Annotated in this window: 13 protein-coding genes; 6 read left to right on the forward strand and 7 right to left on the reverse strand. The window is 69.0% G+C overall.

Annotated elements, in window-relative coordinates; genetic code table 11:
* Window positions 1–246: 246 nt before the first annotated feature.
* From ACFWX1_RS28295 to ACFWX1_RS28310, 4 genes are read right to left on the reverse strand one after another with little or no spacing between them, the layout of a single operon-like run.
* Window positions 247–771 (reverse strand): FKBP-type peptidyl-prolyl cis-trans isomerase, encoded by a 525-nt coding sequence (locus ACFWX1_RS28295; RefSeq protein ID WP_378392330.1) that lies wholly within the window; start codon window positions 769–771, stop codon window positions 247–249.
* A 10-nt stretch (window positions 772–781) separates the two neighbouring features.
* Complete coding sequence (locus tag ACFWX1_RS28300; RefSeq protein WP_378392399.1) at window positions 782–3010, reverse strand: HelD family protein; 2229 nt, start codon at window positions 3008–3010, stop codon at window positions 782–784.
* Window positions 3006–3254 (reverse strand): DUF397 domain-containing protein, encoded by a 249-nt coding sequence (locus ACFWX1_RS28305; protein WP_378392332.1) that lies wholly within the window; start codon window positions 3252–3254, stop codon window positions 3006–3008. The genes ACFWX1_RS28300 and ACFWX1_RS28305 overlap by 5 nt, the downstream gene beginning before the upstream one ends.
* A 22-nt stretch (window positions 3255–3276) precedes the next feature.
* The gene (locus ACFWX1_RS28310) at window positions 3277–4089 is read right to left on the reverse strand and encodes a helix-turn-helix domain-containing protein (RefSeq protein WP_378392334.1); all 813 of its coding nucleotides are present in this window, start codon (window positions 4087–4089) and stop codon (window positions 3277–3279) included.
* Between the two features lie 182 nt (window positions 4090–4271).
* Between ACFWX1_RS28310 and ACFWX1_RS28315 the strand changes: the two genes are divergently transcribed.
* Entirely contained in the window at window positions 4272–4508 is a 237-nt protein-coding gene (locus ACFWX1_RS28315; protein WP_378392336.1) for a hypothetical protein, read from the forward strand.
* A gap of 35 nt (window positions 4509–4543) precedes the next feature.
* Here the strand turns inward: ACFWX1_RS28315 and ACFWX1_RS28320 are convergent, their stop codons facing one another.
* The 3 genes from ACFWX1_RS28320 to ACFWX1_RS28330 all read right to left on the reverse strand — a co-directional run bounded on the left by ACFWX1_RS28320 (window position 4544) and on the right by ACFWX1_RS28330 (window position 6854).
* Window positions 4544–4969 (reverse strand): hypothetical protein, encoded by a 426-nt coding sequence (locus tag ACFWX1_RS28320; protein WP_378392338.1) that lies wholly within the window; start codon window positions 4967–4969, stop codon window positions 4544–4546.
* A 329-nt stretch (window positions 4970–5298) separates the two neighbouring features.
* A complete protein-coding gene (locus ACFWX1_RS28325) occupies window positions 5299–5760 on the reverse strand; it encodes an Imm1 family immunity protein (protein ID WP_378392340.1) in 462 nt (153 codons plus the stop codon).
* 113 nt (window positions 5761–5873) lie between these two features.
* Entirely contained in the window at window positions 5874–6854 is a 981-nt protein-coding gene (locus ACFWX1_RS28330) for a heme o synthase (RefSeq protein ID WP_378392342.1), read from the reverse strand.
* A gap of 290 nt (window positions 6855–7144) precedes the next feature.
* On the opposite strand from ACFWX1_RS28330, the gene tkt reads away from it, so the two are divergent.
* Genes tkt through opcA form a run of 5 tightly spaced genes read left to right on the forward strand, consistent with a single transcriptional unit; the run spans window position 7145 to window position 14539 of the window.
* Window positions 7145–9250 (forward strand): transketolase, encoded by a 2106-nt coding sequence (gene tkt / locus ACFWX1_RS28335; RefSeq protein WP_378392344.1) that lies wholly within the window; start codon window positions 7145–7147, stop codon window positions 9248–9250.
* Between the two features lie 27 nt (window positions 9251–9277).
* Complete coding sequence (tal, locus tag ACFWX1_RS28340; RefSeq protein ID WP_378392346.1) at window positions 9278–10393, forward strand: transaldolase; 1116 nt, start codon at window positions 9278–9280, stop codon at window positions 10391–10393.
* 8 nt (window positions 10394–10401) lie between these two features.
* The gene (locus ACFWX1_RS28345; protein WP_378392348.1) at window positions 10402–12021 is read left to right on the forward strand and encodes a glucose-6-phosphate isomerase; all 1620 of its coding nucleotides are present in this window, start codon (window positions 10402–10404) and stop codon (window positions 12019–12021) included.
* On the forward strand, window positions 12018–13544 hold the full coding sequence (zwf, locus tag ACFWX1_RS28350; RefSeq protein WP_378392350.1) for a glucose-6-phosphate dehydrogenase: 1527 nt from the start codon (window positions 12018–12020) through the stop codon (window positions 13542–13544). Before ACFWX1_RS28345 ends, zwf begins: the two co-directional genes overlap by 4 nt.
* Window positions 13541–14539: a glucose-6-phosphate dehydrogenase assembly protein OpcA gene (gene opcA, locus ACFWX1_RS28355; RefSeq protein WP_378392352.1), complete on the forward strand. Its 999-nt coding sequence runs from the start codon at window positions 13541–13543 to the stop codon at window positions 14537–14539. Before zwf ends, opcA begins: the two co-directional genes overlap by 4 nt.
* The last annotated feature ends 32 nt before the right edge of the window (window positions 14540–14571 follow it).

Genomic DNA, 14571 nt, shown 5'->3' on the forward strand with positions numbered 1-14571 from the left:
GGCGGCGCCCGGCGCTGGGCCCAGCCCGCGGGGGCTTGGACCGGCGTAGAACCGCCAGCTCCAGCCCGAACCCGCCGGCCCCCCCCCCCACGCACGCCCCGAACCCACCGCATGCCGTGAAGGCCTCCTTACCGGCGCTCAGTGCCATGAAGGCCCCCTTCACAGCGCCCAACGCCGCGAAGGACCCCTTCACCGCGCCCCCGCACCTACCGAGAGAACCCCAATGTGGCATTCACGGACTGGGCATCACGGACCCGAGTCGCCGGAGACCTTGACGGCGTCGGTGACGAAAACGAGGGTCTCGTTGGGCTTGATGCCCTGGCCGCCCTGACCGTAGCCGAGGTCGGGCGGGATGATCAGCAGACGCCGCGCGCCCTGTTTGATGCCGACCAGGCCCTGGTCCCAGCCCTGGATCACCTTGCCGGCACCCAGCGGCAGCGGGAAGGTCTTGCCGCGGTCGAAGGAGCTGTCCAGCTTCTGCTTGTCCGACCAGGTGACCAGCGTGTAGTTCATCTCCAGCTGCTGGCCGGGCTTCGCGCCCTCGCCGGTGCCCTCCGAGAGGTCCTTGGTGATCAGCTTCTTCGGCGGAGTGCAGTCGCCCGGAATGGTGATCGTCGGCGCTTCGCCGAACTTCCCGGTGGTCTTGACGTCGTCCGCGGTGCACTCGCGGCTCGCGGCGGCCGGGGTGTCCTTCTGACCGCACGCGGTCAGTGCGAGGGCGGTCATGACCATGGCGGCGCCCATCGCGGCGATCTTGCCGATTTTCTGCATGCCGGGCACCTTAGCCAAGCACGGAGAGTGCCGGAACCGTCGAACCGGTGGAGATCACGCCGAGCCGCCGGGTCGCCCGGGTGAGCGCGACGTAGAGGTCGTTGAGGCCGCGCGGCGAGTCCGCGACGATCTCGTCCGGCGCGAGCAACAGCACGGCGTCGAACTCCAGGCCCTTCGCCCGCTCCACGGTGAGCACGCTCACGCGGTCGCCGGTATCGGAGAGCAGCGCGCGGACGTCGTCGAGCCGCGAGGCCGGGGTGAGCACGACCACCGTCCCACCGTCCACAGCGGACAGTTCGGCGCCGACGAGGCCGGGCAGTTCGGCGTCGATGTCCTCCGGAGTCACCGACCACGGCGGGATTCCGCTCTCCCGCACGGAAGACGGCGCTTCCAGCGCGGGGTCGACCTCGGCCAGCACGCGTGCCGCGACGGCCATGATCTCGGCGGGCGTGCGGTAGTTCACGGTGAGCTGTTCCAGCCGCCAGCGATCCGCGACGTACGGCGAGAGCACCTCGTCCCAGGTGCGTGCGCCGCCGGCGGCGCCGGTCTGCGCGACGTCGCCGACCAGTGTCATCGAGCGGTTGGGCGAGCGGCGCATGAGCAGCCGCCAGTCCATGGCGGACAGTTCCTGCGCCTCGTCGATGATGACGTGCCCGAAGGTCCAGGTCCGGTCCTGCGCGGCGCGCTGGGCGGCGGTCAGCTCGCTGCGGGCCTGCTGCCGCTCGGCGAACAGCTCGGCGTCGAGCACGTCCGACACCCGCAGCAGTTCCTCGTCGATGATTTCCTCGTCCTGTTCGAGGATGTCCAGCACGCCCTCGGCGTACGCGCGATCCTCGCGCTCGCGGCGCTTGCGTTCGACGCGGGCCTCGGTGTCGTCCTCGCCGAGCAGCTCGGCCAGTTCGTCCAGGAGCGGGACGTCGGCCGGGGTCCACTGGGCGTCCCGGCCGCTCTCCAGCTGCGCGCGTTCCTCCGCCGTCAGCAGCTTCGACGCCGCGCTGTCGAGGCGTTCGCGGTCGGCGAACAGGTCGTCGAGCACACCTTCCGGGGTGAGGGTCGGCCACAGCGAATCCAGTGCCGCCGCGATGTTCGCGTCCGCGGCCAGTTCCGCGCGGATGTCCTGGACGTCACGTGCATCGAGCAGGTCCTCCCCCAGCCTCCTCGCGGCCTGGCGGGTCAGCGCGTCGAGGACGTCGGACACGAACAGCCGTCGCGCGAGGTTGTGCGGACGGCGCGAGCGGCGGGCCCGCGTCCGCGCGTCCACACAGGTCTTGCGGTCCAGCCGCAGCACGTCGTGCTCGTACTCGATCTCCAGCACGGGTTCCGGGACCCGCTGACGGTCGCGGACGGCGTTGGCCAGCACGTCCGCCATGACGATCCGGCCCTTGATTTCGGCGGCCTCGCGGGATTCCGTGCCGACCGCGTCCAGCCCGGGGTAGAGCTGGCCGACGGTGGCGAGCAGCACGCCGGTCTCCCCCAGCGACGGCAGGACTTGGCCGATGTAGCGCAAAAACGTGCTGTTCGGCCCGACCACGAGGACGCCGCGCGTGGTGAGCTGCTGGCGGTGCGTGTAGAGCAGGTACGCGGCGCGGTGCAGGGCGACGGCGGTCTTGCCGGTGCCGGGCCCGCCCTGGACGACCATCACCCCGCCCAGCGGCGCGCGGATGATCCGGTCCTGCTCGGCCTGGATCGTCGCGACGATGTCGCTCATCTCACCCGTGCGGCGCTGTTCGAGCGCGGCCAGCAACGCGGCCTCGCCCGCCAGGCCGAGATCCTGGCCCTGGTCGGCGGCGGTGAGATCGAGGATCTCGTCGTCGAGGCCGGTGACCTTGCGGCTCAGCGACCGGATGTGCCTGCGCCGCCGGACCCCTTCGGGGGACGCCGCGGTCGCCAGGTAGAACGGCCGCGCGACCGGCGCCCGCCAGTCGACCAGCAGCGGCTTGTAGTCGTCGTCCTCGTCGAACAGGCCGAGCCTGCCGATGTACGTCGTCTCTTCGGTGTGGCCCGGCAGGAAATCGAGCCGCCCGAAGCAGAGCCCCTGCTCGACGGAACCGAGCTGCGCCAGGCGATCGGTGTACACCGTCGTCGCGACGTCGCGCTCGGTGCGGGCTTGCGGCGTGCCGCCGGTCTGGCGGAGCGTCTCGTCGAGCCTGCGCTGCGCGTCGGCGCGTTCGGCGTCGAGCTTGCGGTAGAGGGTGGTGACGTAGTCCTGCTCGCGGGCGAGTTCTGCTTCGGTACTAATCGTTCAGCTCACAAACCAGGGCGGACCAGGCGGCGGCCGGGACGGTGAGCGCGGGCAGGGCCGGGGCCTTGGAATCCCGGACACCGACCACCGCCTCACCGAAGGCGACCTCGACACAGTTGGCAGTGTTGTTGCTGTAGCTGCTCTTACTCCAGCCGAGGAACGCGACCTCGACACAGTTGGCCGAATCAGCGCTGTAGCTGCTCTTGAACCAGTGGGGACCGGCGAGTTCGTTCGGACTCATGGAGCCATTGTCCCACGCTGGCTCAGGAAATCCGTTTGGCGGCGGCTGCGATCAACTCCACAGACTCTTCCGGACCGTGAGCCAGGTCGGCGAGCGTCTTCCATGCCTCCGTATAGACCTCGATGTGCTCCGGCTCGTCCAGGAAGAGGCTGGACACCTTGTTCTCCAGCAACACCAGACTTGCCTCGGCGTCGTACTCCAGGACGATGAATGATCCGACAAGGCCGGGATGCAGACCTGCCTCGGTCGGCAAGATCTGGATCGAGATGTGATCCTGACTGGCACTGTCGACCAGACCACGCAGCTGACGAGCCAGCGCCCCACGCGTGCCGAACGGGCGATCAAGCGCTCCCGCATCAAGAATCACCTTGAGTTCCAAGGGTTTCGACTTCGACAGCAAGCTCTGGCGGGCCATCCGGCTGGCTACTAACGCGTCCACCTCGTCGTTCGAGAGCCCGTGCCCGGTGGCCTCGATGATCGCCTTCGCATATTCCGGAGTTTGCAGCAGCCCCGGGATCATCAGCGGCGCGAACTGGTACACACCGCTGGCCTCGGCTTCGAAGTCGACCCAGGTCTGCCAATCTTGGGGCAGGTTCGGGGTGTTCATCCGCAGCCAGCCGCGCTGCTCGGCGTGGCGGGCGATGTCCATGATCTCGACGCGGCGCTTCGCCGACACGCGGTAGAAGTCGAGGAGCTTCTCCAGATCGTCCATGTAGAAGCCGATCTCGGCGTTCTCCATCCGGTTGACCTTGCTCGCCGACAGCTCCGTCTGCCTGCTCACCTCGGCGGCGCTCAGCCCGGTGGCCGCCCGCAGCCGCCGCAACAGGATCGCCATCCGCCGCGACTTCACCGACGGACCCGCTCGACGAGCCACTGCACACCTCCGTAATCGACTGGTCTAGAGTCAACCCCGCCGCAGTCGATATCGCCAGCACTCTCACTCCATTGAGGGATTGCTAGTAAATCTGATGCACGTCAATACTTGGCGATCATCGGACCACGACGACAAGGGCAGCCATGACCAGTGACCTTTCGGTGTTCACCCTGGACGCACCTCAACGCGAGTGGTTCGTCCGCTGCACGGACGCCAACCTGCGCTTGCGCGTCTGCTCGGTCGAGGCGAACAACGGGGAACTCGCGATCGTGAGCCCGGAAAAGGAGATCTTCATGTTCTCCCGCCGCGACATCGCCGAGCTCCAGACAGCTCTCGCCGCCGCCATCACCCAGGCCGCCCAAGACCTCGCCGCCACCTGACGGCGTTCCGGTGAAGAACCGGCGCGGGGTGTTCGCTACCTACCCGGCGCGACTTTGATCGCCCGGTCCGCGGCGTCGATCTCACGGTCGAACCGGTCGGCGACGTCGTCACCGAAATGCTCGCGGAACCACTCCCGGACCGGCCCCCAGCGCCAGTACTCCAACGGGTCGCCGTGGCGGTCCTTGACGCGCGACGGGAAGCCGCCGGGGCCGACCAGGTCGGTGGCAAGTTCCAGCACATACCGCTCGCTAATACCGAAACGCATCGCCAGGTCTTCCTCGTCGACGTAGTCGTCTTCAGGGTCGTGCGCGAATCCGATTACCCGCACGCCCAGCTCCTGAACCTCGGCGACGCCCTTGGCGAAAGCTTCGGTCCAGGAGGACGCCTCATCAGCGGACACAGACATGGAGGCGGACGGAGGGTCGTAGTCGAGGCCGGACACCCCGGTGGGGGTGCGCATCCCCGCCTCGATCTCATCGTCCGTGGGAACGCGGTCGAGAAGAACCCTGAACGTGTAGGACACTCGCTAGCTCCTGGGGTCCTTGTGCCCGTCGGTGTACTTGTCGATGTCCTTCGCGTGGTTGCCCGGGATCCTCGGAGTCGACCATACCGACTGCTTTCGATGGCTTGTGTCTTGGCACCCGACGTCGCCCCACTTGTGGCCGCGCTTCCTGTTCTGCTCGACCTTGAGCTGTTCCTCCTCAGCTCGGCTCAGCGCTTCTTCGACTTGTTTCTTCGGGTGCCTGCTCCGCGCCATCATTCCACCCCGCCGAGTAATGGTCCGATTACTCAAAGGTATCCGCGTGGCGCCGCCAACAGTGACAAATCCACTCCCACCGAGTCCGAGGTGTAGGAGATGTAGGCGAAGCTCCCGTGCACACCGACGTGAAGAAGCTGACCAGTCCAGACGTCCTGCCTGATATCCGGTCCCCAGACTTTCGCGATACCGGCTCGCGGTGACCGCAGGCGCTCCACGAGTTGGTCCGCCTCGTCGGCAGTGCTCACCACGACGTTCTCACCATCGATGTGACCAGCCGGGTCGTCGAGTCCACCCCCACACGCTCCGCTCGCTGTCCGACACCTGACGCGACCATACGGACGGTGAATCCGAATCAGCAACGCCCCGGGTCGTATCCGCACGGGCCACGGGCGGTGACAAATCAGCCCTGCTGGAGGCATCACCGTGGTCGAGCCATGTCCCGAAAGCTCCATTCGGGACGTTGAACGTCCGCAACGCGTCGTTCGCGACATGACTCGGGCCCGCAACTCCCGAACGCACCGTTCGGAACTCCCGCCCAAAGTCCGTGGGGGCCTCCCCGAGGGATCCAGAGTCCCTCAAGGAGGCCCCCACGGACCACGAAGAATCAGAAGGGCAGGCCCAGGACCGGGAGGCCGATGGCGGAGTCGACGGCCAGCGCCACGAACACGATCATCAGATACGTGTTGGAGCGGTGGAACAACGACATCGGCTTGGTCTGCTCGCCGCGGCGGACGGCGGCCTGCAGCCGGTGCGCGTAGAAGAGGAACCAGGCACCGGCCAGCACCGCGAACGTCGCGTACAGCCACGACGTCACCGGGAGCAGCAACAGTGTCCAGGCCACCATCACCCACGAGTAGATGACGATCTGGCGGGCGACGTGCTGTTCGGTGGCGACCACCGGCAGCATCGGGACCCCGGCGCGTTCGTAGTCCTCGCGGTACTTCATGCCCAGCGCCCAGGTGTGCGGCGGCGTCCAGAAGAAGATGACGCCGAACATCACGAACGCGGGCCACTGCACGGTGCCGGTCACCGCGGCCCAGCCGATCACCACCGGCATGCAGCCCGCGGCGCCGCCCCAGACGACGTTCTGTGAAGTCCGCCGCTTGAGGCCGAGGGTGTAGACGAAGATGTAGAAGAGGATCGTCGCGATCGCGAGGATCGCCGAGAGCAGGTTCACCGTGAGATACAGCACGGCGGCCGACGCGACACCGAGCACCAACCCGAAGATCAGCGCGTTGCGCCGGGGCACCGAATCCTTGACAAGGGGACGCCGCTTCGTGCGGTTCATCACCTTGTCGATGTCGGCGTCGATGACGCAGTTGAGCGCGTTCGCGCTGCCCGCGGCCATCGTCCCGCCGAGCAGCGTGGCGAGCACCAGCCACGGCGACGGGATCTCGCGGCCGGCGAGGAACATCGCGGGAATCGTGGTCACCAGAAGGAGTTCGATGACCCGCGGCTTGGCGAGCGCGGCATAGGCGCCGACGACCTGCCGGATGGTCCGGCGGCCCCCTGGCCGTCGTTCACCGGTCGGGTGCACGGCGCTGGTGTCGTCACTGCGTCCGTGCGCAGCGTTCACCAACGACATTTCACTCCCTGTGTCAGGTCGGGCGGGTCACCGGCTCCGGGAGTGGTGCCCGGAACAGCTGCCTGGTTGAACCCTCGAACGATGTTAGACGTGCTGGTTCCCGTGGGTGATCGCGGGTCCCGCCGGAGGCGAACCACTAGGCTGGCGGCGAGGGCCCGCGTCCTGCCCTGCGCGAGGCTGCCAGCAGGAATATCGTCTCTTCCGGATCGATTGAGATAGATAGGCAGCACGCCAGGCACCAGCGAAGTACCGGAAACCAGCACAACCTCATGACGAGGAGTTCGATCTCAGTGTCCGTAACCGCCTCCACCAGCGAGAACAACCCCCTCCTCCGGCGTGCCGTGCCAGCCGACTGGACCGAAACCGACACTCGCGCCGTGGACACCGTCCGGGTGCTCGCCGCGGACGCGGTGGAGAACTGTGGCAGCGGGCACCCCGGCACCGCGATGAGCCTGGCGCCGCTGGCCTACACGCTGTTCCAGCGCACGCTGCGCCACGACCCCGCGGACCCGCACTGGGCCGGGCGCGACCGCTTCGTACTGTCGGCCGGGCACTCCAGCCTGACCCTCTACATCCAGCTGTACCTCGCCGGCTTCGGCCTGGAACTGGAGGACCTCAAGCAGCTGCGCAAGTGGGGCTCGCTGACGCCGGGTCACCCGGAGTACCACCACACCAAGGGTGTCGAGACCACCACCGGCCCGCTCGGCCAGGGCCTGGCCAACGCGGTCGGCATGGCGATGGCCGCCCGCCGCGAGCGCGGCCTGTTCGACCCGGACACCGCGCCCGGTGAGAGCGTTTTCGACCACTTCGTCTACGTGATCGCCTCCGACGGCGACATCGAGGAGGGCGTCACCTCCGAGGCGTCGTCGATCGCGGGACGCCAGCAGCTGGGCAACCTGATCGTCTTCTACGACGACAACAAGATCTCCATCGAGGACGACACGAACATCGCCCTCTCGGAGGATGTCGCCGCGCGGTACGAGGCCTACGGCTGGCACGTGCAGACGGTCGAGGGCGGCGAGGACGTCGTCGCGATCGAGGCCGCCATCGCCGCCGCGAAGGCCGAGACGGCGCGTCCGTCGTTCATCGCGCTGAAGACGGTCATCGGCTACCCGGCGCCGACGAAGATGAACACCGGCAAGGCACACGGCGCCGCGCTCGGCGCCGAAGAGGTCGCGGCGGTCAAGAAGATCCTCGGCTTCGACCCGGAGCGGAACTTCCAGGTCGACGACGAGGTCATCACGCACACCCGCCAGGCGCTCGACCGCGGCAAGGCCGCGCGCGCCGCGTGGCAGGAGAAGTTCGACGTCTGGGCCTCGGCGAACCCGGAGCGCAAGGCGCTGTTCGACCGGCTCGCCACCCGCGCGCTGCCCGAGGGCTTCGCCGGGAAGCTGCCGTCGTGGGAGCCGGACGCCAAGGGCATCGCGACCCGCAAGGCCTCCGGTGAGGTGCTCAACGCGCTCGCCGAGCCGCTGCCCGAGCTGTGGGGCGGCTCCGCGGACCTGGCGGAGAGCAACAACACCACGATGAAGGGCGCCGACTCGTTCGGCCCGGCCGAGGCCGGCACCGACATGTGGAAGACCAGCCCGTACGGCCGGACGCTGCACTTCGGCATCCGCGAGCACGCGATGGGCTCGATCCTCAACGGCATCGCGCTGCACGGCGGCACGCGGCCCTACGGCGCGACGTTCCTCATCTTCTCCGACTACATGCGCCCGCCGGTCCGGCTCGCCGCGCTCATGGGCCTGCCGGTCACCTACGTGTGGACGCACGACTCGATCGGCCTCGGCGAGGACGGCCCGACGCACCAGCCGATCGAACAGCTTTCCGCGCTACGCGCGATCCCCGGCCTCAACGTCGTCCGCCCGGCGGACGCCAACGAGACCGCCTACGCGTGGAAGGCCGTGCTCGAAGACGTCGAGCACCCGTCCGGGATCGCGCTGACCCGGCAGAACGTGCCGGTGCTGGAGGGAACCAACGCCGAGGGTGTGAAGAAGGGCGGCTACGTGCTGGCCGAGGCGTCCAACGGCGCCCCGGAGGTCGTGCTGATCGCGACCGGTTCCGAGGTGCAGCTGGCCGTCAAGGCCCGCGAAACCCTGGAGGCCGAGGGCATCCCGGCGAGCGTCGTCTCGATGCCGTGTGTCGAGTGGTTCGACAAGCAGGAGCAGTCCTACAAGGACGCGGTCATCCCGCCGTCGGTCAAGGCCCGCGTTTCGGTCGAAGCCGGGGTGGCCCAGTCGTGGATCCGGTTCACCGGCGACGCCGGTGAGAACGTGTCGATCGAGCACTTCGGCGCCTCGGCCGACGCCGCGACCCTGTTCCGCGAGTTCGGTTTCACCGCCGAGGCCGTCGTCGACGCGGCCCGCCGTTCCCTCGCCAAAGCCAAGAACGCCTGATTTTTCCGAAGGGGATGAACAACAGTCATGAGCACCACTGATCGGCTCGCGCAACTGTCGGAAGCCGGTGTTTCCATCTGGCTGGACGACCTCTCGCGCGAGCGCCTGGACTCGGGCAACCTCGCCGGGCTCATCCGCGACAAGCACGTCGTCGGCGTGACCACGAACCCGACGATCTTCGCCAACGCGCTGTCCAAGGGCGAGGCCTACGACGCGCAGGTCCGTGACCTCGCCGCCCGCGGCGCCGACCTGGACGGCACGGTCCGCGAGCTGACCACCACCGACGTCCGCAACGCGGCCGACCTGTTCCGCGACGTCTACAACGCCACGAACGGCGTCGACGGCCGGGTGTCCATCGAGGTCGACCCGCGCCTGGCCAAGGACACCGCGAAGACGGTGGCCGAGGCCAAGGACCTGTGGAAGACCGTGGACCGGCCGAACGTGCTGATCAAGATCCCGGCCACCGAAGAGGGCCTGCCCGCGATCACCGCGACGCTCGCCGAGGGCATCAGCGTCAACGTCACGCTGATCTTCTCCGTCGAGCGCTACGAGGCGGTCATCAACGCCTTCTTCGCCGGGCTGGAGCAGGCGAAGGCCAACGGCCACGACCTCAAGGGCATCCACTCGGTCGCCTCGTTCTTCGTGTCCCGTGTGGACACCGAGATCGACAAGCGGCTCGAGAAGATCGGCACCGACGAGGCCAAGGCGCTGCGCGGCCAGGCGGCGATCGCCAACGCGCTGCTCGCCTACGCCGCGTTCGAGAAGCTGTTCACCTCGGACCGCTGGTCGGCGCTGGCCGCCGAGGGCGCCCACGCGCAGCGTCCGCTGTGGGCCTCCACCGGGGTCAAGGATCCGTCCTATTCGGACACTCGCTACGTCGACCAGCTCGTCGTGGGCGACACGGTGAACACCATGCCGGAGAAGACCCTCGACGCGGTCGCCGACCACGCCGAGATCGAAGGCGACAAGGTGACCGGCAAGGGCGCGCAGGCGCAGGAGGTGTTCGACAAGCTTTCCGCTGCGGGCATCGACATCCCGGACGTCTTCCGGGTCCTCGAGGAAGAGGGCGTGGAGAAGTTCGAGAAGTCCTGGCAGGAGCTGCTGGACACCGTCACCGGACAGCTGGCCAAGGCGAAGGGCTGAACAGCACGATGGCAGGGGATGTGACCGGCGTCGAGATCGTCGACGCCGAACTGGCGGACAAGGCGGCACCCCTGGTCGAGCAGCTCGTGGCGGACAAGGCCGCCTCGAAGCTCGCCGCACAGGACGCGACCCTGTGGGGCGCGGACGCGGAGCCGGAGGCGTCGATCCGGCTGTCGTGGACGTCGCTGCACAAGACGTCGCGGCCGCTGATCGGGGAGATCGAGACACTGCTCGCCGAGCTGCGGTCCGAGGGTGTCGACAGGGTGGTCCTCGCCGGGATGGGCGGCTCCTCGCTCGCCCCCGAGGTGATCACCGCGACCGAAGGCGTCGCGCTGACGGTGCTCGACACCACGGACCCGGGCCAGGTCGCCGACGCGCTCGCCGGGGATCTGCAGCGCACGGTCATCGTGGTGTCGTCGAAGTCCGGCGGCACCGTGGAGACCGACAGCCACCGGCGGATCTTCGCGAAAGCCTTCGCCGAGGCGGGGATCGACGCGGCGCGGCGGATCGTGGTCGTCACCGACCCGGGCTCGCCGCTGGCCGAACTGTCCGAAAAGGAGGGTTACCGCAAGACCTTCCTCGCCGACCCGCACGTCGGCGGCCGCTACTCGGCGCTCACCGCGTTCGGGCTGGTGCCCGCCGGGCTGGCCGGGGTGGACGTCGCGCGGCTGCTCGACCAGGCCGCCGCGGCGGCCGAGCAGCTCGCGTCGGACTCGGCGGACAACCCGGCGATCCGGCTCGCCGCCGCCTGGGCCGCCGCGCACGCGGCCGGCGCCGAGAAGGTCGTGCTGGCCGACACCGGTTCCGGGATCAACGGTTTCCCGGACTGGGCCGAGCAGCTGATCGCGGAGTCGACCGGCAAGCTCGGCACCGGGCTGCTGCCGGTCGCGGTCGAGAACGTCGAAGCCCCCGGCTTCGCCGACGCGAAGTCCGACGCCACCCCGGTGGCGGTCGGCCCGGCCGCGGGCGCCGCGAAGGTCGCCACCTCGGGCCCGCTGGGCGGGCAGTTCCTGCTGTGGGAGTTCGCCACCGCGCTCGCGGGACGGCTGATCGGGATCAACCCGTTCGACCAGCCCGACGTCGAGGCGGCGAAGAAGGCGGCGCGTGCGCTGCTGGACGACCCGGCGAAGCTGTCCGGCGGTGAGACGGCGTCCAATGTGGACGGCGCGGTGGAGATCTTCGGCTCGGAAGGTGTTGCCACCGAAGGAAAGCTGGGCGAAGTGCTCCGCGCGTTCTTCGCTTCGGCGCCGGAGGCCGGCTACGTCGCGGTGCAGGCCTACCTGGACCGCCTCGACGACGCGTCGACGGCGTTGCTGCGGCCCGAGGTCGCCAAGCGCACAGGGCTGCAGACGACGTTCGGCTGGGGCCCCCGGTTCCTGCACTCGACCGGCCAGTACCACAAGGGCGGGCACCAGAACGGCGTGTTCCTGCAGATCACCGGCGCGGTCGCCGAGGACCTGGCGGTGCCGGAGCGGCCCTACACGCTGGGGCAGCTGCAGCACGCGCAGGCGCTCGGTGACGGGCAGGTGCTCGCCGAGCACGGCCGCCCGGTGCTGCGCCTGCATCTGACCGACCGCGCCGCGGGCCTTGCCGAACTGGTCCGGGCGGTACAGGAGGCCGGGGAGTGAACTGGAAGAACCCGCTGCGCGATCCGAGGGACAAGCGGCTCCCCCGGATCGCCGGGCCGTCCAGCCTGGTGATCTTCGGCGTCACCGGCGACCTGGCCCGCAAGAAGCTGATGCCCGCGATCTACGACCTGGCCCACCGCGGCCTGCTGCCCGCCGGGTTCTCCCTCGTCGGGTTCGCCCGGCGGGACTGGGAGCACCAGGACTTCGGCGAGCTGGTGCACGATTCGGTGCGGGAGCACGCGCGGACGCCCTTCCGCGAGTCGGTGTGGAACCGGCTCGCCGAAGGCATCCGGTTCGTGCAGGGCACGTTCGACGACGACAACGCCTTCGACCGGCTCGCCGAGACGGTCCGTGAGCTCGACGCCGAACGCGGCACCGGCGGCAACACCGCGTTCTACCTGTCGATCCCGCCGAGCGCGTTCCCGGTGGTCACCAAGCAGCTGGCCCGGTCCGGGCTGGCCAACGCCGACGCCGACACCTGGCGCCGCGTGGTCATCGAGAAGCCGTTCGGGCACGACCTGAAGAGCGCCAGGGAGCTCAACGGGATCGTGAACGACGTCTTCCCCGAGGAGTCGGTGTTCCGCATCGACCACTACCTCGGCAAGGAGACGGTGCAGAACATCCTGGCGCTGCGGTTCGCGAATCAACTGTTCGAGCCGATCTGGAACGCGAACTACGTCGACCACGTGCAGATCACCATGGCCGAGGACATCGGCCTCGGCGGCCGCGCGGGGTACTACGACGGCATCGGCGCCGCGCGCGACGTCATCCAGAACCACCTGCTGCAGTTGCTCGCCTTCACCGCGATGGAGGAGCCGCTGTCGTTCGAGCCGAGGGCGCTGCGGTCGGAGAAGATCAAGGTGCTGTCCGCGACCGAGCCGGTCGGCCCGTTCGACCAGACCACCGCGCGCGGGCAGTACGCCGGGGGCTGGCAGGGCGGCACGAAGGTGCCGGGCCTGTTGCAGGAGGCCGGTTTCGCGAAGGATTCGACGACCGAGACCTACGCCGCGGTGACGCTGGAAGTGAAGAACCGCCGCTGGGCGGGGGTTCCGTTCTACCTGCGCACCGGCAAGCGGCTCGGCCGCCGCGTCACCGAGATCGCCGTGGTGTTCAAGCGGGCGCCGCATCTGCCGTTCGATTCGACCTCGACCGAGGAACTGGGGCAGAACGCGCTGGTGATCCGGGTGCAGCCGGACGAGGGCATCACGCTGCGGTTCGGGTCGAAGGTGCCGGGGACCACGATGGAGGTCCGCGACGTCACGATGGACTTCGGGTACGGGCACGCGTTCACCGAGTCCTCGCCCGAGGCCTACGAGCGGCTGATCCTCGACGTGCTGCTCGGCGAGCCTTCGCTGTTCCCGGTGAACGAAGAGGTCGAGCTCTCCTGGGAGATCCTCGACCCGATCATCAACCACTGGGCGAAGCAGGGGACGGCGCCGGAGCAGTATCCGCCGGGGACGTGGGGTCCGCCTTCGGCCGACCAGATGATGGAGCGCACCGGCCGGAACTGGAGGCGACCGTGATTGTCGATTTGCCGTCCACCACGACGTCGCAGCTGAACAAGAAGATCGTCGAGATCCGGGAACGCGGCGGCCAGGTCGCGCTCGGCCGCGTGCTGACGCTGGTGATCGTCGCGGACGACGACGACAAGCTGGAAGAGGCCATCGAGGCGGCGAACGAGGCCAGCCGCGAGCACCCGTCGCGGGTGATCGTGGTGGCCAAGGGCGCGCGCACGGCGGCCCCGCGGATCGACGGCCAGATCCGGGTCGGCGGGGACGCCGGTGCCAGCGAGGTCATCGTGCTGCGCCTCTACGGGCCGCTGGCCTCGCAGGGGCAGAGCGCGGTGGTTCCGTTGCTGCTGCCGGACGCGCCGATCGTGACCTGGTGGCCGGGCGCCGGCCCGAAGTCGCCCGCCAAGGATCCGCTCGGCGAGCTGGCGCAGCGCCGGATCACCGACTCGGCGGCGGAGAAGAACCCGGTCCGCGCGCTCACCACCCGCGCGAAGTCCTATGTGGATGGTGACACGGACCTGGCATGGACCAGGCTCACCCGCTGGCGTGCCCAGCTGGTGTCCGCTTTGGACCTTCCGCCGTACGAAAAGGTCACCGGTGCCACGGTGACCGGCGAGGCGGACTCACCGTCGACGGAATTGCTCGCGGGCTGGCTCGCCGAGTACCTCAAGGTGCCGGTGAAGCGGGTCAAGAGCTCCAGCGCGCAGGGCATCATCTCGGTGTCGCTGGAACGCCGCTCGGGCGCGGTGGTGCTGCACCGCCCGGACGGCCGCACGGGCACGCTGACCCAGCCGGGCCAGCCGACGCGGCGGATCTCGCTGCAGCGGCGGGACACGCCGGACTGCCTGGTCGAGGAGCTGCGCAGGCTCGACACCGACGAGGTGTACGAGGCCGCGCTGAAGGGCCTCGGCAAGTTCTCGGCGGGGACGAGCGGCAAAGCGGCCGCGAAGCCCGCCGCGTCCACCGCGGCGAAGAAGAAGGCGACGGCGGGGAAGGCCGGTTCATGAGCGACGCTTGCGAGCGAATCATGGAAATCATG

The sequence above is a fragment of the Amycolatopsis sp. NPDC059021 genome, from assembly GCF_042739895.1.
Classification (GTDB): domain Bacteria; phylum Actinomycetota; class Actinomycetes; order Mycobacteriales; family Pseudonocardiaceae; genus Amycolatopsis.

What these genes read in the sequence shown, in the direction of transcription:
- ACFWX1_RS28305 (WP_378392332.1), bottom strand. Translation starts at nt 3,254, where the DNA reads ATGAGTCCGAACGAACTCGCCGGTCCCCACTGGTTCAAGAGCAGCTAC.
- ACFWX1_RS28330 (WP_378392342.1), bottom strand. Translation starts at nt 6,854, where the DNA reads ATGTCGTTGGTGAACGCTGCGCACGGACGCAGTGACGACACCAGCGCC.
- ACFWX1_RS28325 (WP_378392340.1), bottom strand. Translation starts at nt 5,760, where the DNA reads ATGTCGCGAACGACGCGTTGCGGACGTTCAACGTCCCGAATGGAGCTT.
- ACFWX1_RS28295 (WP_378392330.1), bottom strand. Translation starts at nt 771, where the DNA reads ATGCAGAAAATCGGCAAGATCGCCGCGATGGGCGCCGCCATGGTCATG.
- ACFWX1_RS28315 (WP_378392336.1), top strand. Translation starts at nt 4,272, where the DNA reads ATGACCAGTGACCTTTCGGTGTTCACCCTGGACGCACCTCAACGCGAG.
- ACFWX1_RS28310 (WP_378392334.1), bottom strand. Translation starts at nt 4,089, where the DNA reads ATGGCGATCCTGTTGCGGCGGCTGCGGGCGGCCACCGGGCTGAGCGCC.
- tal (WP_378392346.1), top strand. Translation starts at nt 9,278, where the DNA reads ATGAGCACCACTGATCGGCTCGCGCAACTGTCGGAAGCCGGTGTTTCC.
- ACFWX1_RS28320 (WP_378392338.1), bottom strand. Translation starts at nt 4,969, where the DNA reads ATGCGCACCCCCACCGGGGTGTCCGGCCTCGACTACGACCCTCCGTCC.
- ACFWX1_RS28345 (WP_378392348.1), top strand. Translation starts at nt 10,402, where the DNA reads ATGGCAGGGGATGTGACCGGCGTCGAGATCGTCGACGCCGAACTGGCG.